Origin of the sequence: Streptomyces inhibens (assembly GCF_022221585.1) — a bacterium.
Lineage (GTDB): Bacteria > Actinomycetota > Actinomycetes > Streptomycetales > Streptomycetaceae > Streptomyces > Streptomyces inhibens.
Window position 1 is genome coordinate 2,651,611 of sequence record NZ_CP084681.1, and the last position, 23,277, is coordinate 2,674,887.

17 protein-coding genes are annotated in these 23,277 nt (G+C 73.2%); 5 read left to right on the forward strand and 12 right to left on the reverse strand.

What is annotated here, in order from left to right:
* Nucleotides 1–7: 7 nt before the first annotated feature.
* From KI385_RS12350 to KI385_RS12365, 4 genes are all read right to left on the reverse strand, one after another.
* Nucleotides 8–646: a nucleoside/nucleotide kinase family protein gene (locus KI385_RS12350; protein ID WP_238572233.1), complete on the reverse strand. Its 639-nt coding sequence runs from the start codon at nucleotides 644–646 to the stop codon at nucleotides 8–10.
* A 41-nt stretch (nucleotides 647–687) separates the two neighbouring features.
* Nucleotides 688–1,140, reverse strand: a complete 453-nt coding sequence (locus KI385_RS12355; RefSeq protein ID WP_238572234.1) for a hypothetical protein — start codon at nucleotides 1,138–1,140, stop codon at nucleotides 688–690.
* 102 nt (nucleotides 1,141–1,242) lie between these two features.
* Nucleotides 1,243–2,181, reverse strand: coding sequence for an IclR family transcriptional regulator domain-containing protein (locus KI385_RS12360; RefSeq protein WP_238572235.1), 939 nt, complete (start codon nucleotides 2,179–2,181; stop codon nucleotides 1,243–1,245).
* 165 nt (nucleotides 2,182–2,346) lie between these two features.
* On the reverse strand, nucleotides 2,347–3,291 hold the full coding sequence (locus KI385_RS12365) for a quinone oxidoreductase family protein (protein WP_238572236.1): 945 nt from the start codon (nucleotides 3,289–3,291) through the stop codon (nucleotides 2,347–2,349).
* Nucleotides 3,292–4,014: 723 nt separating this feature from the next.
* Between KI385_RS12365 and KI385_RS43905 the strand changes: the two genes are divergently transcribed.
* Both KI385_RS43905 and KI385_RS12375 read left to right on the forward strand, forming a co-directional pair.
* Complete coding sequence (locus KI385_RS43905) at nucleotides 4,015–5,652, forward strand: FAD-dependent oxidoreductase (protein WP_281066845.1); 1,638 nt, start codon at nucleotides 4,015–4,017, stop codon at nucleotides 5,650–5,652.
* A 308-nt stretch (nucleotides 5,653–5,960) separates the two neighbouring features.
* Nucleotides 5,961–7,691 carry a CDP-glycerol glycerophosphotransferase family protein gene (locus KI385_RS12375; RefSeq protein WP_342593448.1) on the forward strand — a complete coding sequence of 577 codons (1,731 nt, stop codon included), beginning with the start codon at nucleotides 5,961–5,963 and terminating at the stop codon, nucleotides 7,689–7,691.
* A 48-nt stretch (nucleotides 7,692–7,739) separates the two neighbouring features.
* On the opposite strand, the gene KI385_RS12380 is transcribed toward KI385_RS12375, so the two are convergent.
* A complete protein-coding gene (locus KI385_RS12380) occupies nucleotides 7,740–9,866 on the reverse strand; it encodes a tetratricopeptide repeat protein (RefSeq protein ID WP_238572237.1) in 2,127 nt (708 codons plus the stop codon).
* Nucleotides 9,867–10,130: 264 nt separating this feature from the next.
* On the opposite strand from KI385_RS12380, the gene KI385_RS12385 reads away from it, so the two are divergent.
* Nucleotides 10,131–11,207 carry an RNA ligase (ATP) gene (locus KI385_RS12385; protein ID WP_238572238.1) on the forward strand — a complete coding sequence of 359 codons (1,077 nt, stop codon included), beginning with the start codon at nucleotides 10,131–10,133 and terminating at the stop codon, nucleotides 11,205–11,207.
* 38 nt (nucleotides 11,208–11,245) lie between these two features.
* Here the strand turns inward: KI385_RS12385 and KI385_RS12390 are convergent, their stop codons facing one another.
* The 3 genes from KI385_RS12390 to KI385_RS12400 are packed head-to-tail and all read right to left on the reverse strand — an operon-like array spanning nucleotide 11,246 to nucleotide 17,468.
* Nucleotides 11,246–13,165, reverse strand: coding sequence for a helicase-associated domain-containing protein (locus KI385_RS12390; protein ID WP_238572239.1), 1,920 nt, complete (start codon nucleotides 13,163–13,165; stop codon nucleotides 11,246–11,248).
* Nucleotides 13,166–13,179: 14 nt separating this feature from the next.
* Entirely contained in the window at nucleotides 13,180–14,637 is a 1,458-nt protein-coding gene (locus KI385_RS12395) for an SWIM zinc finger family protein (RefSeq protein ID WP_238572240.1), read from the reverse strand.
* Nucleotides 14,634–17,468 (reverse strand): DEAD/DEAH box helicase, encoded by a 2,835-nt coding sequence (locus tag KI385_RS12400; protein ID WP_238577672.1) that lies wholly within the window; start codon nucleotides 17,466–17,468, stop codon nucleotides 14,634–14,636. Before KI385_RS12400 ends, KI385_RS12395 begins: the two co-directional genes overlap by 4 nt.
* Nucleotides 17,469–17,973: 505 nt before the next feature.
* On the opposite strand from KI385_RS12400, the gene KI385_RS12405 reads away from it, so the two are divergent.
* Both KI385_RS12405 and KI385_RS12410 read left to right on the forward strand, forming a co-directional pair.
* A complete protein-coding gene (locus tag KI385_RS12405; RefSeq protein WP_238577673.1) occupies nucleotides 17,974–19,506 on the forward strand; it encodes a UvrD-helicase domain-containing protein in 1,533 nt (510 codons plus the stop codon).
* A gap of 68 nt (nucleotides 19,507–19,574) precedes the next feature.
* A complete protein-coding gene (locus KI385_RS12410) occupies nucleotides 19,575–19,889 on the forward strand; it encodes a DUF6343 family protein (protein ID WP_238572241.1) in 315 nt (104 codons plus the stop codon).
* 465 nt (nucleotides 19,890–20,354) lie between these two features.
* Here KI385_RS12410 and KI385_RS12420 read toward each other — a convergent pair whose 3' ends face one another.
* The 4 genes from KI385_RS12420 to KI385_RS12435 form a co-directional block, all read right to left on the reverse strand.
* A complete protein-coding gene (locus tag KI385_RS12420; protein ID WP_238577674.1) occupies nucleotides 20,355–20,768 on the reverse strand; it encodes a tetratricopeptide repeat protein in 414 nt (137 codons plus the stop codon).
* Between the two features lie 380 nt (nucleotides 20,769–21,148).
* Nucleotides 21,149–21,469 carry a cupin domain-containing protein gene (locus KI385_RS12425; protein ID WP_425357069.1) on the reverse strand — a complete coding sequence of 107 codons (321 nt, stop codon included), beginning with the start codon at nucleotides 21,467–21,469 and terminating at the stop codon, nucleotides 21,149–21,151.
* Nucleotides 21,470–21,651: 182 nt separating this feature from the next.
* Nucleotides 21,652–22,242 carry a dephospho-CoA kinase gene (gene coaE, locus KI385_RS12430; RefSeq protein WP_238572242.1) on the reverse strand — a complete coding sequence of 197 codons (591 nt, stop codon included), beginning with the start codon at nucleotides 22,240–22,242 and terminating at the stop codon, nucleotides 21,652–21,654.
* A gap of 68 nt (nucleotides 22,243–22,310) precedes the next feature.
* Nucleotides 22,311–23,264, reverse strand: a complete 954-nt coding sequence (locus KI385_RS12435) for a PAC2 family protein (RefSeq protein WP_238572243.1) — start codon at nucleotides 23,262–23,264, stop codon at nucleotides 22,311–22,313.
* Nucleotides 23,265–23,277 lie beyond the last annotated feature (13 nt).

The window sequence follows — 23,277 nt, forward strand, 5'->3', positions numbered from 1 at the left end:
CGCGCGCTCAGACCGGCCCGTTCCATGCCGGCCGGCGGGGATCGTCGGCCCGTACGACGACATCCGCCGCCTCCTCGGGCCGTGTCTCCGCCTCGTAGCGGGCGAATGCGGGCAGCGTCCAGCGCTCGTGCTCCGGGGTGCGGCGGGCGAGCGCGGCCGGCGACAGCTTCAGATGCACGGTGAGATCGAAGGGAAACCAATGGCCGAGCAGCAGCGGGCCGTGCAGCAGCAGGACGCCGCCGGGCGGCAGTTCCACGTACGCACTGCGCGTCGCCCGGTCCGCCACCGGATCCCACAGATCCGGGAGCACCCGCCCGGTGCCGCCCGGGTCCAGCGGCTGGAACACCTCGCGCCACAGCGCCTGCCGGTCGAACCACTCGTCGTGGTAGGCGTCGGGGTCCTCGCGGCCGTACTCCAGCCGCAGGGAGGCGGGGCGCAGAAAGCCGAAGGTGCCGGCCTTGTGCACCGCCCGCCCCCGGACGCGCAGCGCCTCGGCGAGCCGGCCGGCCAGCTCGCCGGGCGAGGCGGCGGGAGCCCCGTCCACGGCCACTCTCAGCCAGGGGCTCCCGTCCTTCGCCGTCGTCGCGACGATCCGCTCGGCGAGCGCGTCGGTGAGCCGTTCCCAGGTGATCGCTTCGAGCCGCACCCCGCCATTCTGCCCGGCCGCGCGGCGCGGGGCGCGCCGCGTCAGCCGGGGAGCGGCCCGTTCGGCGGGGTGGGGAAGGTGACGCTGCCCGAGACGACGCCGGCCTGGATCACCGGGCCGTGCTGCACACCACCGCTGATGGTGTTGTGCACCTCCCGCACCGTCTGGCGGTCCCTCTCGGGCGCCACCTCGTCGAGCAGGGCCCGGAGTTCGGCCGCCGCGGCGGGGTCCTCGCGCAGCAGCCGCCGCAGCCGCAGCCCCCAGGCCGCGGTCACGCCCGCCACCCCTTCCTGGTCACCCTCCTCCTGGGCCGCGACCAGATCGGCGCGCGAGACCTCCAGCTCGCCTTCGAGCGCTTCCTCGTCGGCCGTGCCCCGGCGCCGGGCGAGGAAGGCCGCCATTCTGCCGCGGACCGCCGCCCAGCCGTCCGTCGCCATCTGCTGCACCAGCGTCGTCGCCCCCGCCGTAGCGAGCGCCACCAACTCCGCTTCCATCAGACCCCCTTGTGCGTCGTTCGTGCTTCCTTGTGCGGCGGCCGGCGCCTCCGTCGGAGAGCGGGCCGGTTCATGAACGGGCCGGTGACCGGTTGCCGCGGTTCAGACGTGGTCCGCGGTCGGCCGGGCGGCTCCGTAGCGGCTGAGTTCGGCCGCCGCCTCCTTCGTCGCCTCGATGACGCTGTCGGGGGCCACCGGCATCACGGACTTGAGCTTGAGGAGCAGGACCGCTCCCATGATCGAACCGTCCCACATGATCGGTGCCGCGCAGGAGTTCCATCCGGCCATGCACTCCTCGTACCCGAGCGCGTAGCCGAGGTCACGCACCTCCGCGAGGGACTCCAACAGCGCGCCGTTGTCCCGGTAGACGCCGGGTCCGGCCTGGTCCGGTACGGGCTCGGCCAGCACCCGCTGCTGGGTCACCTCCGGCAGGTAGGCGAGGATCGTCCGCCCGGAGGCGCCGGTGCGCAGGGATCGCGTCACGGACAGCACATCACGCGGCGTCATGCCCAGCTCCGCGAGGTCGGAGTCGCCGACGGCCATGTCGATGCACTGCCGCTGCGCGCCGGAGAAGGGCGCCACCATGTAGAGGAACGCCAGCCCGCCGTCGGTGGCCATCCGCAGTTCGCGGAGCACGGTCTGCGCGCCGTCGAGCCGGTGGTCGAGCGCGGTGAAGGCGAGCTGGGCGGCCGAGGTCCGCAGCCGGTAGAGGCCGCGGTCCACCCGTTCGAAGATCCGCTGGTAGATACCGGACTGCAGGATGCGGTAGACGACGGAGTCGTCCAGTCCGGTGAATTCGGCAATCTCACCGGGACCGTGGGCGGATCCGCCGAGCTCGGCGAAGGCCGTCTGGACGAGGAAGACCCGCTCGGCATGGCCGGATCCCGACGTCCGGGATCCCGCCGACGAAGCGCCCTTGGACGTCTGGCGCGTATTCCTGGCGCGGCCCGGGGTACCCGGCGCCATGGCGGTGGTGCCCGAAGCGGAGGCGGGCGCGTCGGCCGCGGCCGACGCTCCCGACGCTGTGGTGCTGTTGCCCATCGTGTGCTCTCTCCCCTGGCAGTGATCCGCGCCCGAAGGCGCACGGCATCTCCGGTGCGAGCCGACACCCTCATCGCCCGCGGCTGGTGCTGCGGTCCTCGGCGGAGGGCCCCGGGGTGCGCCCCCGGAGCCGTGGTGCCCGACCGGCGTTCCGGGCTCCCGGAATTATCGGGCGGCGTCGAGGGCCAGTTTCCCGGTCGGGGTGCGGGCGGCCAGATCGTGGTGCGCCCGCGCCGCCTCACCGAGCGGGTATCCGGCGCCGGTCAGCGGCTTGAGGGAGCCGTCGGCGACCGCGTCGAACAGCGCCCGCATGGACGTCGGCAGCGCCGTACGGTCCGCGTAGAGCTGTGGCAGCCAGAAGCCCGAGACGGTGATGGACCGCTCCATCAGGTCCCGGGTCGGCACGCTCGCCAGGTCCCCGCCGGCGAACCCGTACACGGCGAGCCGGCCGCGCGGCGCGACGGCGGCAAGGGTGCGCGCGAAGGTGACACCACCGGTCATCTCCAGCGCCGCCTCGACCGGGCCGCCCGCCGCGTCCAGGATGCGTTCCGTCAGGTCCTCGGCGGTCGAGTCGACGACCGCATGGGCACCCAGTTCCTCGGCCAGCTTGCGCTTCTCCGGCGAGCCCGCGAGGCCGATGACCTTGGCCCCGGCGCGCGCGGCGAGCTGGACGGCCAGCGAGCCGACGCCCCCGGCAGCGGCCGGCACGACGGCGGTCTCGCCCTCGGTGAGGCGCAGCGAGGTGAACAGCAGATGCCAGGCGCTGTTGCCCTGCAGCGCCAGTGCGACCGCCTGTTCGTCGCTGATGGCGTCGGGGACGTCCCAGGTGACGCGGCGGTGCAGCAGCGCCTTCTCGGCGTATCCGCCGCCGCGGCACAGCCCGACGACGCGTCGTGTGCCGTCCACCGTCCCGACGACCTCGTTGCCGGGCGTGTACGGCAGCTCGACGGGCGCGAGATAGGAGTCCCCCCGTACGTGCACATCCGCGTAGTTGATGCCGGCCAAGGTGACATCGACCAGCGAGTGGCCGCCGCGGGGCGCCGGCTCGGGGACGTCTTCGAGCCGCAGCACGTCCGGGCCACCGAATTCTCGCATCACAATCGCGCGCACGACTCTCCCTCAGGTTTTCCGGTGCGGTGCCCGCACAGGGTAGGCACGGCGCCCACCGCACCGCGGGCGTCCGATCATTTCGCGCCAACCATCCGGGGCTTCCTGCGCCCTCGCTCTTCTCCTCACGAGAATTTCCCGCCCGCTTTCTCGCGACGCGAGAAAGTAGGGAAGCGACTTCCACCGGTTGCTCCGTTTTGCTCCAGATCTACCCATCGGTATCCCCGGGGTGGCTCTCACGCGTCTCTCGCTCAAACCTGGCTATCGGATGTGATCGCCGCCGCCTACGATCCGGAAATGTGTCCGCCGTTGACCAGATGTGACGGCCGCGCCCCCAGGGGTAGAGCCTGCTCCGCGAGGCAGTTGTGCTCACCCGCCCCACCCGGTGGTACGGGCGGGTGGCGGAGGGCGTGGCCGTGCACGGGGCAAGGCGGGCACGGCCTGAGGGGGAATCATGATGGGGAAATCGGGGGGCGGCAGGCCGGCGTTCGCGCCGGCCTGCCGGGACCCACAGCGAGCACAGCCACTTCCACCGGCACCTCTGCGCATCCTGCGGACCGCGTCCGCGTCCCTGCCATCGTCGTTGACGGCCTCATTCACGGCCGCCACCGACGCCGTCATCGCCGCCGCGCGCCGACACTCCCGCCCGTACGTGGCACCGCCCTTTCCGGACGTGTCCCGCCCCCGCCGGGGAACCGCGCCCCGCCGCCGAGAAAGGGACTGTCCATGAATGCGTCGAGCAGTACGAGCAGCAACGGGCTCCAGTTCACCCACCCGTACCTCGCCGTGGTGCTCGGCGGCGGCTTCACGGGCATGCTCGCCGCCGCGGCGCTGTCCGAACACGCCGATGTCGTCGTCGTCGAGCGGGAGAGGCTGCCGCGAACTCCCGCACTGCCCACGGACCTTCCGCAGGCCCGGCACGCCCATCTGCTGTCGGCGGACGGTGCCCGGATGGTCGATGCCTTGCTGCCCGGCAGCGTCGAGCGCTGGCTGGCCGAGGGCGCCCGCCGGGTGCCGATGCCGGCGGAGCTCACCGGCCGCTCGCCGCAGGGCTGGTTAGGCCGACGGCCGCGCTCGCCGCATCTGATCGCCTGCTCCCGCGATCTGCTCGACCGGGTCGTCCGCCAACAGGTCCCGACCCTCCCCGGGATGACCGTCCTCGACGGAACCGAGGCGGAGGAGTTGACCGGCACGGCGGAGCACATCACCGGAGTGCGCGTCCGGGACACGACCAACGGCGCAACGTATCGGCTGGATGCCGACCTCGTCGTCGACGCCACCGGCCGGCACTCCCTCACACAGAACCGTCTGGCGGCGCTGGGACTGCCCACCGCACGCGAAGACGTCTCGGACTCCGGGATCGTCTCGGCGACCCGGATCTTCCGCGCCCCCGACGGCACGGAGAACACCCCGGTGATCACCTGCCGTTCGGCTCTCACCAGCGAGGTTCCGGGCCCTTCCGGGCCCCCGCGCTCGCTTCCCGGGAGGACGGCGACACTGGTCCCGATCGAGGGCGGGCGCTGGCTGGTCACGCTCACCGGCGCCGGGGACGACCGGCCGTCCGAACACGCCAACCGATTCGTGCCGTTCGCCCACCGCACGGGTAACTCCGCCGTCGGCGATCTCATCGCCGACGCCGAGCCGCTGAGCGAGGTGCGGCTGTCCCGCGACACGGCCAACCGGCGGCGGCGCTACGAACAACTGCCGTCCTGGCCCACCGGATTCATCGCGCTCGGCGGCACCGTGGTCTCGCTCAGCCCCGACTACGGTCAGGGCCTGTCCCTCGCCGCCCACAGTGCCGCCGCGCTGCGCGAGGCCCTGCGACGGCACGGGATGGACGATCCGGCACTCGCCCGGAAGATGCAGCGCACCATCGGGCGCCTCGTCGAGGAACCGTGGTCCCTGGCCACCGGGGAGGATCTCCACTCCCCCACCCACCGGACCGCCGTCTGCCGCGCCTACGTCGACGTTGTCACTCCGTCCTCCCCCACCGCCCCCTTCCTGCTCCCCTCCGCGGCACTCGGCCTGCTCCGCGGCACCGCACGACGGCGCCCGACGGCAAGCGGATCACCGGCCTGGGATGCCTCCCCGAGCTCGCCGCTCCCGTCCCGTCCCCCGTCAGCGGCCGAAGCACCGTCCACCGCCCCGCGACCACCCGCCGCGACCGGTGCCTCCTCCGCCCTCTCCGCACTGCCCGCCACCTCGGCCACCGCCCTCTCGGCCGCCCCGCCCCCTGAGTCACCCCCGCCCCATCACCCCGGCCCCGAACCCCTGCCCCGGCGCCTCCCCCGCCGCCTCAGCTTCGGACCGTCGGCCCTGCGCCGTATCAGCGAGGCAACCCGCCGGAAACCGGCCGACGGCTGAGGTCATCGCTCCGGGCCCGCACGCCTTCCCCCGCCCGTCACCTGCTCGCCTCTCCGCGTCGGCGCTGATTTACCGTAGGGGCGCCGGAGAGAGTTCAGATCACAGCCAGGGGGTTGCGGACAACGGTGAGGGGCGCTAACAGCAGCATGGCCGCGAGCCGCGAGCCGCGAGCCGCGAGCCGCGAGCCGCGAGCCGCGAGCCGCGAGCCGCGAGCCGCGAGCCGCTGTGCGTGTGCCTGTGAGGGCGCGTGCGCATGTCCCGGTGCCGGTGACCGTGACACCAGCCATGGGCTCATACCGCCGCTGCGCGTGCCCGTGGGCGAGGACCCCGAGCGCTGGCTGACGTTCGCGGGCGAGCGCACCGTCGTGGCCGTGGCGCGTACCGTCACCTCGACCGTCCGGGTCCTCGATGTCCTGCGCCCGGTCCTGCGCGACGACCCGCGCATCTCCCTCGTCTTCGCCTACGACCCCACCTCCGCCTTCAACGACGGCGTCCACGATCTGCTCCGCTCGGTCGGCGCCCGTGTCCTGCCCTGGCACCAATTCGCCCGTATCACCCCCGACCTGATCATCACGGCCTCCGAAAACGCCGACCTCACGGAGTCGCACCACACCGCCCCGGTTCTGGTCCTCCCGCACGGCGTCGGCTTCCACAAGGTCGTCCCGGACTCCCGCAGCGACCGGGACCGGCTCGCCGGGGTCGTACCGGACGCCCTGCTGCGCAGCGGCCGCGCCCGGCTCGCCATCTCGCACCCGGACCAGGCCGCCCAGCTGGCCGCCGCCCACCCCGCCACCGCCGGCAGCACCCTCCTGGTCGGCGACCCCTGCTATGACGCACTGCGCGACGGACGGGATCTGCGCGCCCGCTACCGCCAGGCCCTCGGAGTGCCGGACGACCGACGGCTGATCATGCTGAGCTCGACCTGGCGCGAGCATTCCCTCCTCGGCCGGGATCCCGCGCTCCCGGCCCGGCTGCTCGCCGAACTGCCCATGGACGACTACGCCGTCGCCCTGGTCACCCACCCCAATATCGCCTCCGCCCACGGCCGCTACGCCGTCCGTTCGCTCCTCGACTCCGCCCATGCCGCCGGGCTGTTGTCCCTCCCTCCGACGGCGGGCTGGCAGGCCACACTGCTCGCCGCCGACCTCCTCATGGGCGACCACGGGTCGGTCACCTTCTACGGGGCCGCGCTCGGTACGCCCCTGCTGCTCGGCGCGTTCGGCGAGGACGAGGCGGTGGCGGGCACTCCCATGGCGGAGCTGGGCCGGATCGCGCCGCGGCTCACTCCCGACGCCCCGCTCCGGCCGCAGATCGAGCAGGTGCTCAACGCCCTGCCGCCGACCGGCGACGACACCATCGGCCGGCTCCGCAAGCTCGGCGAGAGCGCCTTCGCCGCCCCGGGCCGCGCCCTGGACCTGCTGCGCACCGCCGTCTACGACCTCCTGGGCCTGCCCGAACCGACCGGCCCGCCACCCCCACGCCTGGCGCCGGCCCCTCCCGTACCGCAGGACCGTCCGGCAGATGTCACCGCGGCCTACGTGACCACGGTGCCCGGTACGGGGCCCGACGGCCTGCGGGTGTCGGTCGAGCGCACCCCGGCCGCCGTCGACTCCTTCTCCCTCCTGGAGCGGGCCGACGCTCCGGACGGCCCCTTCCGCCATCTCTCGTGCGCCGATGATGAAGAGGACCGGCAGCTGGCGGAGAGCGCGTCCGTCCTGGTCCGCCGCGCTCCGGTCCGTACCGCCGTCGCCGCCGACCGGTGGATCGATGACACCCTCGCCCGCTACCCCGGCTGTCTTCTCGCCGCCGTCTCGGTCGCCGACCGCGGCTGCCGGGTCGGGCTCGGCGACGGCCGTACGGTCGAAGTCTCCGCCACCGGCCTCCTGGACGACCCCGCCGTACTGGCCGCCGTCGTCTACGCCTCGCTGCGCGCACACCGCCCGTTGGACGGCATCGTCGCCCTCACGCTCGGCAGCCGCACGGAGGACGCCGCACTGCGCCTCGCCCCGGACACCCGACGGTCACCCGGCACCTGCTGAGCAGCCGGCCGCTCGACCACGCCGAGCAGGCCCGTTCCGGTCGCCCGGCTACTCGGCCGCCTCTTCGGCCTCCACCAGCATGCGGCGCAGCTCGACGGCGCGCGGCCCGCCGCCCGCCTCGTATATCTCCAGCGCCCGGGTGAGGTGCAGCCGCCACCGCTCGCGGTCGCCGGCCTCCTCGGCCATCTCGGCGAGCGCCTCGCACACCTCCGCCTCGTAATGGACGGCCCCGCGCTCACGCAGCATCCCCGCGGCCTCCTCCAGGGCCGTGACCGCCTCATCGATGCACCCCAGCGTCCCCTGCACACGCCCCAGCGCGGCCAGTGCCCGCGCTCCCATCCGTCGGTCCTCGATCGCCATGAACCGGTCATAGGCGTCCCGCAGCGTGGCCAGCGCATCCTCGGTGCGGCCGACGGCATGCTGTGCGCAGCCCATGAAGTACAGGCCGATGGCGATACCGCGCTCGTCGCCCGCGGCCCGGTAGAGCGTCATCGCCTCCTCGTAGGTGGTGATGGCGCAGTCCGGATCACAGCGGTCCCAGTACCGCCCGTAGAACTCGCGGACGGATGCCCGCAGCAGCGCATGGCCGGAGGTGTCGGCCCGTGCGATGGCCGTCTCCAGCTCCTTGCGTGCCCGGGCCAGTTCGTCGCGGTCCATCAACGGGCGCGAGAGCAGCGTGCGCAGCCGGGCCTCGGCGGCGGGATTGCCGTCCGCCGCGGCCTCCCTGGCGCCGAGGTCACCGGACTTGACCCAGTCGTTGAGGTATCTGCGGTTGAGGTAGAGCGCGGTCAGCGCCTCGGCCAGCTCCCAGGCCGAGCGGTGCCACCGGTGGTCCGCCGCGGCCCGCTGGGCGGACAGCAGCTCGTCGCGCCAGACGTCCAGCCACTCCAGCGCCTGCTGCCGGTCCCGGAAACCGGCCCCCTGGTCCGCCTCCCCGAGACGTTCGACGTACCGGCCGATGCGCATCCGGTTTCCCATGACGGCCAGGTCGGCGTGCGCAGCGCGGGTGAGCAGATGGTCAACTATCCGCCGTACGACGGCGGTGCGCTCGGTCTCGCTCTCCTCCTGGGCCGCCTCCCGGGCGTGCAGTCGCACCAGGTCGTGGAAGTCGTACCGCCCGTCCGCCGCCACCGTGACCAGGCTCGCGGTCTCCAGGACGTCGAGCTGCTCGGCTGCCTGCAGTTCCGTCGTCCCGGCGGCCGCCGCGGCCGTCCCCGCGTCCCACCGACGTCCTGGATACAGCCCGAGCACCCGATACAGCCGCGCGGCCTCCTGCGACAGCGCCGCATACGCCACCCCGAAGACAGCCGTCACGGCTCGCTCCCCTCCCCTGCGCAGGGCATTCAACCGGCGTTGGTCATCGGCCAGTTCATCGGCAAATGCCTCGACCGGCAACCGCGGGTGCATCACCAACCGGGCGGCGGCGACATGCAGCGCCACCGGGAGGCCGCCGCAACTCTCCACAATGCGCTCGGCGGCAGCCTCGCCGTCCCCCGCGATCCGCTCCTCCCCGCACAGGCGCTTGAGCAACTGCAGCCCGTGCTCGGCCTTCAGGGGCTCCAGTGGCATCAGCCGCGCTCCCACGTCCAGCAGCTCGCCGAGCATGCCCTGGCTCGTCGCCAGCACCACGCTCCCGGGCGCGCCCGGAATCAGCGCCCGTACCTGCGCCGGCTCGGTCACATCGTCCAGGACCATCAGCACCCGCTTGTCCGCCGTCCAGCTGCGGAACATTCCGGTCAACTCGCCCAGCGTGTCCGGCAGATACCGGTCCTCGGCCCCCAGCGCCCGCAGACAGCGGCTGACGCCGGCCGAGACGTCCCCGCCCACCTGGGCCCGCAGCTCGGCGAAGTCCACATAGAACTCGCCGCCGGGAAAGCGGCCGCGCTCCCCCTGCGCCCATCTGCGCGCGGTCGCGGTCTTGCCCACCCCGGGCAGTCCGCTGAGCACCGCCACCCCGCCGTGCTCACCCACCCAGCCGCTGATGGCCTCGATCACCGGCTCACGGTCGACGAATTGGGCCACCCCGGCCGGCACCTGCCGGGGCACCGGAACATCCGGGCGCTTCACCTCGAAGCGCACATCGCCATGGATCACCCCGGCCTGCACCACCGGCCCGTGCGCCGTCCCGCCGAACTCGTTCCGTACGCCTTCGTCGCCCACCCCGTGCTCCCCCACGTCGACCCCCGTCCTTCCGCCCCGCGACCGGTCGATCGGTTCGATCGGTTCGATCTGTCGGATCGACTCCGTACGCCAGAACGCTACTTGACGGTACTGACAATGCGGCGGCGGTGAAGGCGGGGTCCAGCGCACCGGACCGCCACTCGATCACATTCGGTCGGCAAGGACGAAAATCGGTCGCTGGGTGGTTCGGCGTCGATCACAGTGAGGGGGGCGGCGCACTGGGCGGCGCCTGATGCTGTTGCAGGAACGGGGACGGGGATGTCGACGCTGCGCGTCACGGTCGAGGAACTGACGATTCATGAGCATCCGAACGCCGATGCGCTGGAGCTCGCGCAGGTGGGTCTGTATCGCGCGGTCGTCGCCAAGGGTGTCTATCGGACCGGCGACCTGGCCGTGTATGTGCCGGAGCAGGCCGTGCTTCCTGAGGAGCTGGTGGCCGAGCTGGGGCTGACGGGCAAGCTGGCGGGCTCGGCGGCCAATCGCGTCAAGGCGATACGGCTGCGTGGCGAGCTGTCGCAGGGCATCGTGTGCCGCCCGAAGGCGCTGGGCGGGGTGGACCTGGCGCGGGCGCGGGAGGACGGCACCGACTTCGCGGCGGAGCTGGGGATCGTGAAGTGGGTACCGCCGGTGCCGATTTCGATGAGCGGCGATGTGGAGTCGGCGCCCGATCTGCTGCCGTGGATCGATATCGAGAACCTGAAGCGGTATCCGGCGGCGTTCACCGACGGCGAGCCGGTGGCGGTCACGGAGAAGGTGCACGGTACCGCCTGCTGCCTGACGTACAGCGCCCGGGACGGGCGCGTCCAGGTGACCTCCAAGGGGCTCGGTGCGCAGCGGCTCGCGCTGGCCGAGGACCCGAAGAACCTGTATTGGCGTGCGGTGCGCGGACATGACGTCCCACGGGTCGCTGCGGAGATCGCCGGGGAGCTGGGGGCTGTGCGGGTCGGCGTCTACGGCGAGGTGTACGGCGACGGCGTCCAGGATCTGGGCTATGGCGCGGACAGCCGGCGCGGGGATCCGGCGTACGCGGTCTTCGACATCGCGGTGGACGTCGGCGGGCAGCCGCGCTGGCTGGATCCGGAGGAGCTCGCGAAGGTGCTGGACGGTCGGCTTCCGGTGGTGCCGACGCTGTTCAGCGGCCCGTACGACGCGCGGCAGGTGATGGAGCTGGCCGAGGGGCGCGAGACGCTGTCGGGGCGTGCGGTGCACATCCGGGAGGGTGTGGTCGTCCGTCCGCTCCGGGACCGCTACAGCGCGGTGCTGGGCGGGCGGGCCATCGCCAAGGTGGTCAGCGGCGCGTATCTGACACGCAAGGGCGGCACGGAGTACGAGTAGCCGACCCGCCCACGCGCCGCGCCCGGTCCGGCAACGGGTCACACGTCGGCGGTCCGGTGGGCCTCCTGGGGTTCCGGTGCGAGCCCCAGGAGGCGGCGGGCGAGGGTGAGGGGGGCATGTGGATTGCGGGTGGGGGCGGGGGCCTTGGTCCGGTGCGCGGGGAGGCGTTCGACGGTGGTGGTGCCGGTGTCGGATTCCAGGGTGGGTGCGTAGCCGGCGGCGCGCAGGGCGTCCAGGGTGGCGGCCGGCGGGCGGCCGCTGACCAGGACGGTCGGGGCGATGGCGCGCAGCGCGAGGTCGCGCAGCGCCCGGTGGGCGGCGAGTTCCTTGACGAGGGCTTCGTCGTCGGAGCGGATGCAGCAGGCGGCGGGCAGGACACGCATCCGGCCATGGGTGCGGGCGGCGTCCCGGACGAGGTAGCCGAGTGGCTGCGGCAGGGTGCCGGTCGCCGAGGCGCGGGTGAGGTCGTCGAGGAGGGTGTCGGCGGTGTGGCCGGTGTCCAGCGCACGGCGTACGGAGGCGGGGGTGAAGCGCCAGGTCACGGCGTGGCCCTCGGACTCGCGATCGGCCGCGGAGGTGAGGAGTCCGGCGAGCGCGGCGGCGGGGCGGCCGGGGACGACGGCGGTCAGATCGGCCTGGAAGTGGGCCTGTTCGAGGAGCGGCGGGAGCAGTTCGCCGAGCGGCTCGTCGAGGGAGTGCGGGTCAGCGAGCAGCGCGCGGCCGAGGGGCGTGAGGGTGCCGTGGGCGACCAGGCCCAGGTAGGCCGCCTCGTGGAGGGTGTGGGCGGCACGGTCCTCGGCCATCGGCTGGCGGGTGACGGCGAGGGGGCGGTACCAGTCCGCCGTCCGCAGGAGCTGCTCCAACGGGGTGCGGGTGCCCTCCTGTTGGGCGGGTGATCCGGCGAGCGGCAGTGCGGGGAGGGGTGCTCCGGAGCCGGGCGGGACGGTGGCCGAAGCGGCGAGGAGGGCGTGGCGGAGAGCGGGTGCGTGCCGGTCGTGTCCGCGGATCAGTGCGGTCGGGGTCTCACCGAACGGGGTGTGGGTGGGGATGGCCCACAGGGCGGACCAGGCGGCGAGGAGCGGGGCGAGGCGTTCGCCGGGCGGGCGGCCGAGCCAGTCGTCGTAGGCGCTGGTGGGGAGCGCGGTGATACCGGCCGGGGTGCGGGTCAGCGCGATCAGGTCGGCGGCCAGGGTGAGGTCGAGGAGGAGGCGGGTGTGCGGTTCGGTGGCGCCGGCCGCCTTGGCCAGCCGTTTGATCTCCCGTACGGCCAGCCCGCCCGACTTGCGCAGCGCGGCGGGCTGCGTCGCCAGAGAGGCCAGCAGGCGGTCGACGGTGGCGGCCAGGGTGGCGGCAGCGGCCCGGGATTCGTCGTGCGGCGAGGTCGCGGGGACCGATGCGGCGGGCAGAGCGGCGCCGCCCGGGGCGGGCAGTGGGGCGTCCGCGAGGAACGGGCCGAGGTCGTGGGCGGTGAGGAGTTGCGGGGCGCGCGGCGGGACGACGACCGTGCCGTCCTCGGTGGGGGCGGCGAGTCCGTCGTCGTGGAGGGCACGCAGGGCCGCCTCGGCAGCGGTGCGCGCGGGGCCTGTGGTGGCGCCGAGGGCGGCGAAGACATCTTCGGGCGGGACGGGTTCGGTGGCCAGGTGCGCGAAGGAGAGCTGGTGCGCCATCAGGGACTGGTAGTCGGCGCCCGGTGCGGGGGCGGCGGGGCCGGGAGCGGCACGCCCCGCGCGCTCCTGACTGATGCGGGCGGTGGTCGCGAGCACCTGCAGCCGGGGGTGGTCGAGGTGCAGCACCAGGTGGTGGAGGGTTTCGTACGACCACAACGCGCTTGCCAGACCACGTAGTTCGGTGGGGGCGGGCCGACGGGCGAGCGGCTCGGCATGGCGGGCCAGGAGTGCGGCGAGCTGCTCGGGGGTGCGCCGGGCGAGGGATCGGGTGAGTGCGTCGAGACCTTCCACGGCCCTGAGGTTAGTCATCGCGCGAGCAGGGTGGTGAGCGCGCCTACGGGGTCGGGGTCCGCGGGGCCGGTGGGCCACCAGTCCTCGGCGCCGGGCTCGGATTCGTACGGATACCAGCGGTTGTCGCGGCCGAAACGGAGCTGGATACGGCCGCCCGGGTCGGTGAGGTGGTTGTGGCGCGGGCGCAGGGCCGGAAGGTCCGCGGCCAGGAGGGCGCTGCGGGCCCGGTCGAAGTCGCCGGCCGGTGGATTCCAGGTGGTGTCGAGGAGGGCGAGGCCTTCGGGGCCGCCCTGCCGCCAGGCGGCGACGGAGCGGGCCACGTCCGTGGGCGTACGTCCGGTCGCCATCGCGAGGTCGCGGTAGAGGGCGCGGGTGGTGGAGGTCAGGCCGGCGGTGGGGTGGGCGGTGGCCGCCAGGCGGATGGCGTCCTCCCACGGCGGCAGCGCCGGGAACGGGCTGTGGACGGCCGGGCGGCCGCTTCCGGGGCTCGCGGATCCGGCGGCGGATACGCAGGCGTGAGCGCGGGCCGCGGCGTCGGCGGCCAGGAATTCGAGGGTGGCCGGGTCGAACGGGAGGCCGTCGCCGTCGGGCAGGGCCGGCGGGTGACCGGGCTGTGGTGGCGCCGGCAGGGGCGGCGGGAGCGGCGGCCGGGGGCGGTCGGCGAGGGCCTCGCGGGCAAGGACACCGGGAGATGCGGGCGTCCCCTGCGCGAGGGGCTCCCCGGGGGCGACGCCGGGAGCCACCGCGGCAGTCCGTTCGCCGCCGGCGGCTCGTGTGGCTCTTTCACTCCCTGACGCTCGGCTGCTGTGGGGCGGCGTGGTGGCGACACACGTGTGGGCGCGGGCTTCGCGGGCGGTGAGCGCGGTGTTGCGGCGGGAGAGTTCGTCGAGGAGTTCGCGTTCGCCGCGGCCGCGCATCAGCAGCAGGACGAACGGGTCGGCGTCCAGCAGGCGGGCCACCTGGAAGCAGAGCGCGGCCGCGTGCTTGCAGGGCCTGCCGTTGTCGGGGCACGAGCATCGGGGTACGAGATCACCCGGCCCGGGGAGGAGACGCACCTCGCCCTCGGCCAGCGCACGGGGCAGCTTCTTGGCCAGCAGCGCGGTGAGCTGGCCGGGCTCCGCGGCGATGGCGTCCAGGAGGCCGTCCCAGTCCTGGTCGCCAAGGGTCCTGAGGCGGATTTCGGCGCTGTACGGGCGGGGCCTGCTCCCCCGTACGGTGGCGACGATGCGGCCCGGGGTGACATTGATGGTGTCGACATGGCCGTCGCGGGCGTACGTCCGGCCCCGGGCGAGCCGGGCGCTGTCGAGGGCGGTGGTCTCCAGCGCGTCCAGCCAGGCGCTTCCCCACCAGGATTCGGCGAACAGCCCCCGGGCGCCGGTCCGGGCCGGCAAGGGCGGGAAGGTACGGGAGCGGTCCGCGCGGGCCAGCCGGTCCGCCGCGGCGGCGCGTCCTGAGGTGGGGCGAGGGTTCATCCGGGCCTCCTCAGGGAGACGAGGTCGGCCAGCTCGGCATCGGACAGCTCGGTGAGCGCGGTCTCACCACCGGAGAGCACCGCGTCGGCGAGTGCCCGTTTGGCGCTGAGAAGTTGGGCGATGTTGTCCTCGACCGTGCCCTCGGCGATCAGCCGGTGCACCTGGACGGGCTGGGTCTGGCCGATGCGGTAGGCACGGTCGGTGGCCTGCTCCTCCACCGCCGGATTCCACCACCGGTCGTAGTGGATCACGTGTCCGGCGCGGGTGAGATTCAGCCCCGTGCCCGCCGCCTTCAGGGACAGCAGGAAGACCGGGGCCTGTCCCGACTGGAAGCGGTCGACCATCTTCTCCCGTTCGGCGACGGGCGTGCCGCCGTGCAGGAACTGCGTCGGGATGCCGCGGGTGGCGAGGTGCCGTTCGAGCAGCCGCGCCATGCCCACGTACTGCGTGAAGATCAACGTGGCGCCGCCCTCGGCGAGGATGGTGTCCAGGAGCTCATCGAGGAGTTCGAGCTTCCCGGAGCGCGCGGACAGGCCAGGGGCGGTCTCCTTGAGGTACTGCGCGGGGTGGTTGCAGATCTGCTTGAGGGCGGTGAGCAGCTTCATCACCAGGCCACGGCGCGCGATGCCCTCGGCGGCCTCGACCCGGGAGAGGGTCTCGCGGACGACGGCTTGATACAGCGCGGCCTGTTCGCGCCCCAGCGCCACCGGGTGGTCCGTCTCGGTCTTCGGCGGGAGTTCGGGCGCGATCCCGGGGTCGGACTTCTTGCGGCGCAGGATGAACGGACGCACCAGTCTGGCCAGCCGCTCGGCCGCCTCCGGGTCCTCGCCGCCCTCGACCTCACGGGCGTGCAGCGCACGGAACGTCTTGAGGGGGCCGAGGAGTCCGGGGGTCGTCCAGTCGAGGAGTGCCCACAACTCGGAGAGGTTGTTCTCGACGGGGGTGCCGGTGAGGGCGATCCGGGCGGGAGCCTTGATGCTGCGCAGCGCCTTGGCCGTCGAGGAGCGCGGGTTCTTCACATGCTGGGCCTCGTCGGCGACGACCCAGGCCCAACGCCGGCCGGCCAGTTGGGTGGCGCTGCTGCGCATCGTCCCGTACGTCGTCAGGACGAAGCCGCCCTCCAGGTCGTCGAGGCTGCGGCCGGCGCCGTGGAAGCGGCGGACGGGCGTACCGGGGGCGAAGCGCTCGATCTCGCGCTGCCAGTTGCCGAGGAGGGAGGCGGGGCAGACGACGAGCACCGGCGCGCCGGGCCGTTGGTGGAGATGGAGCGCGATGACGGTGATGGTCTTGCCCAGGCCCATGTCGTCGGCGAGACAGCCGCCGAGCCCGATGGAGGTCATGGTGTCGAGCCAGGCCATGCCCCGTAGTTGGTAGTCGCGCAGGGTCGCGCGCAGTCCGGGCGGCTGGGGCAGGGGCCGCGCCTCCGTGGTGAGACGGCCGCGCAGCGCGGCGAGGGCGCCCAGGGGCACCACCTCAACCTCTTCGCCGTCCACCTCCGTGGTGCCGTTGAGCGTCGCGGCGAGGGCGTCGACCGGCTCCAGATAGCCCAGTTCCCGCTTGCGCGCCTTGCGTACGAGCCCCGGGTCGACCAGGACCCACTGGTCACGCAGCCGGACGACGGGGCGGTGCGCCTCGGCGAGGGCGTCCATTTCCGCCTCGGTCAGCGGCACCCCGTCCATCGCCACCTGCCAGCGGAATTGCAGCAGTTCACGTGTGTCGAAGAAGCCGAAGCCGTCCGCGGCCGAGCCCGGTGCCGGGCGCAGCACGGCCGCCGCCGTCAGGCCGCGGGCCAGTTCCTTGGGCCAGTGGACGGCCACCCCCGCGGCGCCCAGCCGTGGCGCGGCCTCGCCCAGCAGGTCGTACAACTCGTCCTCGCTGAGCGGCAGTACGTCGGGGACCGGCCGCTCCAGGAGGCGGGTGAGCGGGGCCCAGACCCGGGCGGCGCGGCGCAGCGCCAAGAGGGTGTCGACGCGGGAGCGCGGCCCGAAGTGGTCGGGGCCTTCGCCCTCCCACAGGCCGCGGGCGTCGGCGACCAGGGTCGGGTCGGTGAGGCTGTGCACCTGGAGGACGGCGCCCGCCGCACTGCGCTCCTCGGCGTCGCCCGCGCTGTCCTGGTCCCCCATGTCGAAGAGCTTGTGCGACGCGAGGTCGAGGCGCAGGGAGAGCCGTACCCCCGCGTCCACGCCGGCCGCCACCTCGGCGGCCCATTCCCGGGCGCCGGGAAGGTACTGCGGCGCGGTCGCGGCGAACGGGGCACCGGCCACCAGCCCGGCGGCGGGGGTACGCGGCAGCGCGTCGACGACCGCGTCCACATAGAGCCGTACCAGGGCCGCGGGATCGTGCAGCTGGAGCGGGCGGCTGCCGGGGAGCGGCACGGCGTAGGCCTCGGCGGGCATGGCGGCGGCGATGGCCCGGAGGTGTGCGATGTCTTCGGGGTCGAGCGGGCCGGCGCGCCAGGCGTCGGTGTCCTCGATGGTCAGCCCCGGCAGCAGTCTGCCGCGCGCGGCGAGGTGCAGCGCATGCAAGGTGGCCGCGCCCCAGCCGGCGGCGGCCGGATCGGCACCCGGGTCGTACCGGGCCCGGATCAGCAGCGGGACGGCCTCGGCCAGCGGAAGCAGCACGGCCGGGACGGTGCGGCTGCGGGCGCCGTTCCCATGCCGCCGGGCAACGGTCAGCTGCGTCGGCTCCGCGCCCCCGTCCTTGCCCGCTGCCCCTTCATCGCCGCTCCCGGTGCCGACGTCCGGGAGCGGACCGTCATCGGGACGCCAGAACGCGATCTTCCCCGCGCGCGGCGGCCGGGCGGGCAGAAAGACCGCGGCGCAGCGGGCCATGGCGGCGCCGACCCCGTCCCCCGCGCCCCCGGGCACGGCTGTGGGCGGAGCGTCCGGCGAACGGGGCTCCCCCGCCACCGCCTCCCACCGCCTCGTCATGCCATGCCTTACTGCTCGGTCCTGCGCTGTTTGGTACTGCACTGCTTGGTACTGCACTGCTTGGTCCTGCCGCGAGGGTTCCGGCACGCACCGGGCCTGCCGCACCCGGCCTCCTCCTCCGCCCCCGACCTGCGAGTCTACGGTCGTACGCACTGCGCCCCCCCATGTCCCGCTGCCCGCCGGCGTCGGTCCCGCCGCGGCAGCCCTGCACGAGTTCGATGGAAGCAGACGGCACTGACAATGCGTCCCGGCCGGCGTTTCCCGCCCACGAACCGGAGTTATCCACAGGCCTTGGAACGCCTCTCGCCCGCACCCCCGAAATCGGTTACAGTCAGTGACGTAATCACTCTCAGTGATCAAGTGATGCCGGTGAGGAGCTCCCATGCATACCCCCATGTACACCCCCATGCACACGCCCACGCCCGAGCAGGACGCCGCGGCACAGGCCTTTCCGACCGGCTCACATCTGGTGATCCAGGCCGGTGCCGGGACAGGCAAAACCACGACCCTCGCGATGCTCGCGCACACCGCACGGAAACACGGCCGGACCGGCCGCTATATCGCCTTCAACAGAGCTGTCGCACGCCACGCCGCCCGGGCGTTCCCCACCGAGGTGGCCTGCGGCACCGCCCACGCCCTCGCGTACACCGCCGTGGGCAGAAGCTACCAAGCGCGCATGAACGCCCCACGGCAAGCGGGCTGGCGCACGGGCGCGGCCCTGGGTATCGACGACGGCCTGTCCTTACGCATCGGAGCACGCAAGGTCAACAACAAGGCGCTTTCCCACACGGCCCTGCGCACGGTCACCCGCTTCTGCCAGTCAGCGGACAGCGAGATCGCACCCCACCATGTCCCGCCTCTGCGCGGAGCCGAATCCCCGCCGCTGCACGCACAACTCGCCGACCTCGTCCTGCCCTACGCACGCAAGGCTTGGGCCGACCTGCAACACCCGGACCACGGCGTGGTCCGCTTCGAGCACGACCACTACCTCAAGATGTGGGCGCTGAGTGAGCCCGTCATCCCGGCGGATTTCCTGCTCCTGGACGAGGCACAGGACACCAATCCCGTGGTCGAGCAGGTTTTCACGGCCCAGCGCGACCATGCACAGCTGGTGCTGGTCGGGGACTCCGCTCAAGCCATCTACGGCTGGCGCGGTGCGCGCGACGTCATGACCGGCTTCGACGGCAGACAGCTCAGCCTCTCCCGCTCCTTCCGCTTCGGACCGGCTCTGGCGGCCGAGGCCAACCGCTGGCTCAGGATCGTCGGCGCGCCGATCCGGCTCACGGGGTCACCGTCCCTGGAGACAGAGTTGTGTACGGTCCGCGCGCCGGAGGCGATCCTGTGCCGGACGAATGTGGGGGCGATGGTGGAGGTGATACGGCAGCTGGAGGCCGAGAGTCGGGTCGCACTCGCGGGCGGCGGCGAGGCACTGAGCGCCCTCGCACGCGCCGCGCACGACCTTGAGGCCGGGCGACGCACCGCCCATCCCGAGCTGATGCTCTTCGAGACCTGGGCGGAACTGCGCGAGTACGCCGAGTTCGATCCGGCCGGACGGGATCTGCTGCCACTGGTGGAGCTCGTCGACGAGCACGGCACGGAAGCCGTACTGCGCGCGTTGGACCGGCTCTCGCCCGAGGATTCCGCCGAGGTGACAGTGTCCACGGCCCACCGGGCCAAGGGACGGGAGTGGGCAAGCGTACGCATCGCGGACGATTTCACGGGCCCCGATGACCTGGACGAGCGCGGCGAGGACGGAGCGCCGCTTCCCGGGCCGGTCGATGTCGACGAGGCGCGCTTGGCGTACGTCGCCGTGACCCGCGCCCGGTCGCTGCTCGACATCGGCGGGCTGTCGTGGATCAACAGCCACCCCGCCGGCGATCCGCCCGGCGGCGAAGAGCAGCCCGAAGGGCAGCGGAAACCCCGGAGCACAAACCGTTGAAAGGGGTGACGGAGACAGGTGACTAGCTCGTCGATCGGGAGGATCCTGGAGGTGGGAGATGGGTGCCGATGCGTACGGGAAATGAGCCCCTTCAGGCGCGCAGCCCGCTGAAGATTCGCCGTGGGCTGGCGCTGTGGGGGTTGCTGTGGGCGATCGCCGGGGCCGTGGTCTTCGCCAGTGCCGGCCGACCGGAATGGGCTGCCGCGTGTGCCGCCCTGGCCATGGTGGCAGCGACGGACCTGGCCATGGTGATCCGCCACATCCGCCAGGGACCGCACTACCAGCCGGGCAAGGACATACCGCCCTACGAGCCTGATCGAGGCCGGAACGAGGCATTCGGAATACGCAAGAACACCGGCGGCAGGCACGACACCAGACCGTAGCGGCGGCCGGACGGCCGGGTGGGCGGACGGCCGGGTGGCCGGGCGGGCGGACGGCCGGGCGGGCGGACGGCCGGGCGGGCGGACGGCCGGGCGGGCGGGCGGACGGCCGGGCGGCCGGGTGGCCGGACGGACGGGCGGGCGGACGGACGGGCGGACGGACGGACGGGCGGACGGACGGGTGGCCGGACGGGTGGCCGGGTGGCCGGGCGGGCGGACGGACGGGTGGCCGGACGGCCGGGCGGGCAGACGGGCCGACGGGCCGACGGGCGGGCCGACGGGCCGACGGGCGGACGGGCGGACGGGCGGACGGGCGGACGGGCGGACGGGCGGACGGCGTACCAGGACATGCGGGGGACGCCGGTGGGTTACGCAACATGCGGTGAGGCGCCGGGCGTTCGCGGGAACGGCCCACCATGCGCGGACAGCCCCGTACGCCGGGACAGGCCGCTACTGCGTGGACGCCCGCTATTCCGGATCGCCGGCTGGGCGGTCGGGCGCGTGATCGCCGTTGCCCGTGTCGCGTGCGAAACGGGCCGCTTCGATGAACTCCGGGCGCGGTTCGAGGGCCGCCGCCAGGCGGAAGTGGCGCAGCGCCTCCTCGGGGCGGTTGGCGCGCTCCAAGGTGCGGCCCAGCGCGAAGTGCGCAAAGGCGTTGTCCGGCTCGCGCTCCAGCACGATCTGGAACTCGAGTTCCGCCGGCCGTAGTTGAGCGGCGAGAAAGAAGGAGCGGGCACGCAACAGCCGGGCCGCGGTGTTCTCGGGGTGCGCGGCGATGACCGAGTCCAGCAGCCGGATCGCACCGCGCGGGTCGCGGGCCGCCAACAGCTGCTCCGCGGCGCGGAAGTCGATGACATGCGTCTCGGGACTGCTCTCGGGCACGGCCTGCTCCTCTCCGTCGCCGTCGGGGCATGCGTCAGCCACGGACCGTACGACGTTACCTGGGGCACAACAAACCCAACGGTCGCGGCATTCCCCGGCCGGCCCAGCCTCAACCGGCCCTGGCCACGCCGCAAGACGACCGCAACAAGCCGAGGCGGAGGGAGAGAGAGGGGGAGGGGGGAGGGGCGGGGGCAGGGGGAAGACGGAGGGGCGACGGCAAGGCGGCCGCCCAAAGCACGGAGGCACGCCGCCGTACCTCCCCCGCCAAGGCGCTTGGGCCGCCACACGCCCTCCCGCCGGCGCCCGGCCCACCCCCTCCCGCCCTTACCTCAGGCCCACTTCGCCCCGCCCCTTACCTCAGGCCCACTTCGCCCCGCCCCTTACAGGCTGATGTGGTACGCCTTGCGCAACGTCTCGTGCACGGTCCACTGCGTGCGGTCGCCCTCGCGCAGGACGCAGGCGTCGCCCGGTCCCACTTCAAGGACCGAGCCGCCTTCGACCTCAATGGTGGCGCGCCCGCTGACGACCACGAACAGCTCATTGGCCTCGGTGTCCGTCACCACACCGGGCGTGATCTGCCAGATCCCGCGGATCTGCAGGCCGTCGGGGGACTCCCACAGCACCTTGCCCGTCACCACCGGCTCGCCGGAGACGATCTGGGAGGGATCCAGCGGTTCCGGCTCCAGATCGGCGTCCGCGATACCGGGGATGTTGACCACGAACGATGCGGGTGCCGAGCCGTCGGCGGAGCCGGATTCGGACTCGGAAGCGGGGCCGGAGGAGGAGCCAGGGCCGGGCTCCGGGGTGGAGGCGGGCCGGACGTCGGGCGTGTTGGCGTCGAGATCGGAAGCAGCAGTCATGGCGGCGAGAGTATCGCCCGGCCTCATGCGCCCCGCAGCCGCTCCCACACTACGCGGACCTGGGGTTCCAGAGCTTCCAGCGGTCCGTCGTTGTCGATGACGAGGTCCGCGACGGCCAGCCGCTGTTCACGGGTTGCCTGAGCCGCCATCCGGGCCTTCGCCTCGTCCTCCGCCATACCGCGCAGCCGTACCAACCGGTCCAGCTGGGTCTGCGGTGCGGCATCGACCACGACCACCAGGTCGTACAGCGGCGCCAGGCCGTTCTCCGTCAGCAGCGGCACATCGTGGACCACCATCGCGTCCGGCCCCGCCGATGCTTCGAGTTCGGCCGACCGCGCGCCCACCAGCGGGTGCACGATCTCGTTCAGCGCCTTCAGCTTCTCGGGGTCGGCGAACACGATCCCGCCCAGCTTCGGTCGGTCCAATGTGCCGTCCGGCCCGAGGACGTCGTCCCCGAACTTCTCGACCACTGCCGCCAGTCCGGGCGTCCCCGGCTCGACAACTTCGCGTGCGATCTTGTCGGCGTCCACGATCACCGCGCCGTACGACGCCAGCAGTCGCGACACCTCGCTCTTGCCCGCACCGATTCCGCCGGTCAGCCCCACCTTCACCATGGGCCCACGCTATACGGTGCGCGGAGACGGCAGGTGCCCAGGAGGCGCCGGGTGGGGGGATGGCGGGATCAGGCCCCGCTGCCGCCGCTGTCTCCCTCCCGCTCCGCCAGGAAGCGTTCGAATTCCCTGCCGATCTCGTCGGCAGACGGGAGTTCCACCGGCTCGGCCACCAGATTCCCCCGGCTCTCCGCCCCGGCCACCGCGTCGTACTGGTGCTCAAGACCGCTGACCAGCGCGACCAGCTCCTCATCGCCCTCCGAGATCTGCCGCTCGATCTCCTCCTGCGTCCGCAGCGCCTCCGTACGCAGCGAATGCGCCGCCCCCGGCAGCACCAGACCGGTCGCGGCCGTCACCGCCTCCAGCGCCGTCAGCGCGGCGTCCGGATACGCGGACCGGGCGATGTAGTGCGGTACATGCGCCGCCACGCCCAGGACATCGTGGCCCGCTTCGGCCAGCCGGAACTCGATCAGCGCCTCCGCGCTGCCGGGCACCTGCGCCTCGTCGAAGAAGCCGCCGTGCCCCGGCATCAGATCGGTGCGGTTGCCGTGCGGGGTGATGCCTACGGGGCGGGTGTGCGGGACGCCCATGGGGATGCCGTGGAAGTTCACCGAGAGGCGCACACCCAGCCGCTCCACGATTTGCTTCACGGCGCCCGCGAAGCGCTCCCACTCGACGTCCGGTTCGGGTCCGGACAGCAGCAGGAACGGTGCGTCGGTGGTGTCGCGCACGAGCCGCAGCTCGATGCTGGGGGTCTCGTAGGCGGTCCAGCGGTCGCGCTCGAAGGTGAGCAGCGGGCGGCGGGCGCGGTAGTCGACGAGGCGGTCGTGGTCGAAGCGGGCGACGACCTCGTTCGGCAGGCCGTCCAGCAGCCTCTGCACGATCTGGTCGCCGGTCTCGCCGGCGTCGATGTACCCGTCGAAGTGGTACAGCAGCACCAGTCCGGCGGAGTCCCTGGAGGCGATTGCCTCGACCTCCGCGAGCCCGCTCGGCTCCCATGCGTACAAACTCTGGGGATCCAACACAGTGACCGCCCCT

Coding starts and splice junctions, on each gene's coding strand:
- KI385_RS12355 (WP_238572234.1), bottom strand. CDS start 1,140: ATGGAAGCGGAGTTGGTGGCGCTCGCTACGGCGGGGGCGACGACGCTG.
- KI385_RS12360 (WP_238572235.1), bottom strand. CDS start 2,181: ATGGGCAACAGCACCACAGCGTCGGGAGCGTCGGCCGCGGCCGACGCG.
- KI385_RS43905 (WP_281066845.1), top strand. CDS start 4,015: ATGAATGCGTCGAGCAGTACGAGCAGCAACGGGCTCCAGTTCACCCAC.
- KI385_RS12385 (WP_238572238.1), top strand. CDS start 10,131: ATGTCGACGCTGCGCGTCACGGTCGAGGAACTGACGATTCATGAGCAT.
- KI385_RS12395 (WP_238572240.1), bottom strand. CDS start 14,637: ATGAACCCTCGCCCCACCTCAGGACGCGCCGCCGCGGCGGACCGGCTG.
- KI385_RS12400 (WP_238577672.1), bottom strand. CDS start 17,468: ATGGCCCGCTGCGCCGCGGTCTTTCTGCCCGCCCGGCCGCCGCGCGCG.
- KI385_RS12405 (WP_238577673.1), top strand. CDS start 17,974: ATGCACACGCCCACGCCCGAGCAGGACGCCGCGGCACAGGCCTTTCCG.
- KI385_RS12410 (WP_238572241.1), top strand. CDS start 19,575: ATGCGTACGGGAAATGAGCCCCTTCAGGCGCGCAGCCCGCTGAAGATT.
- coaE (WP_238572242.1), bottom strand. CDS start 22,242: ATGGTGAAGGTGGGGCTGACCGGCGGAATCGGTGCGGGCAAGAGCGAG.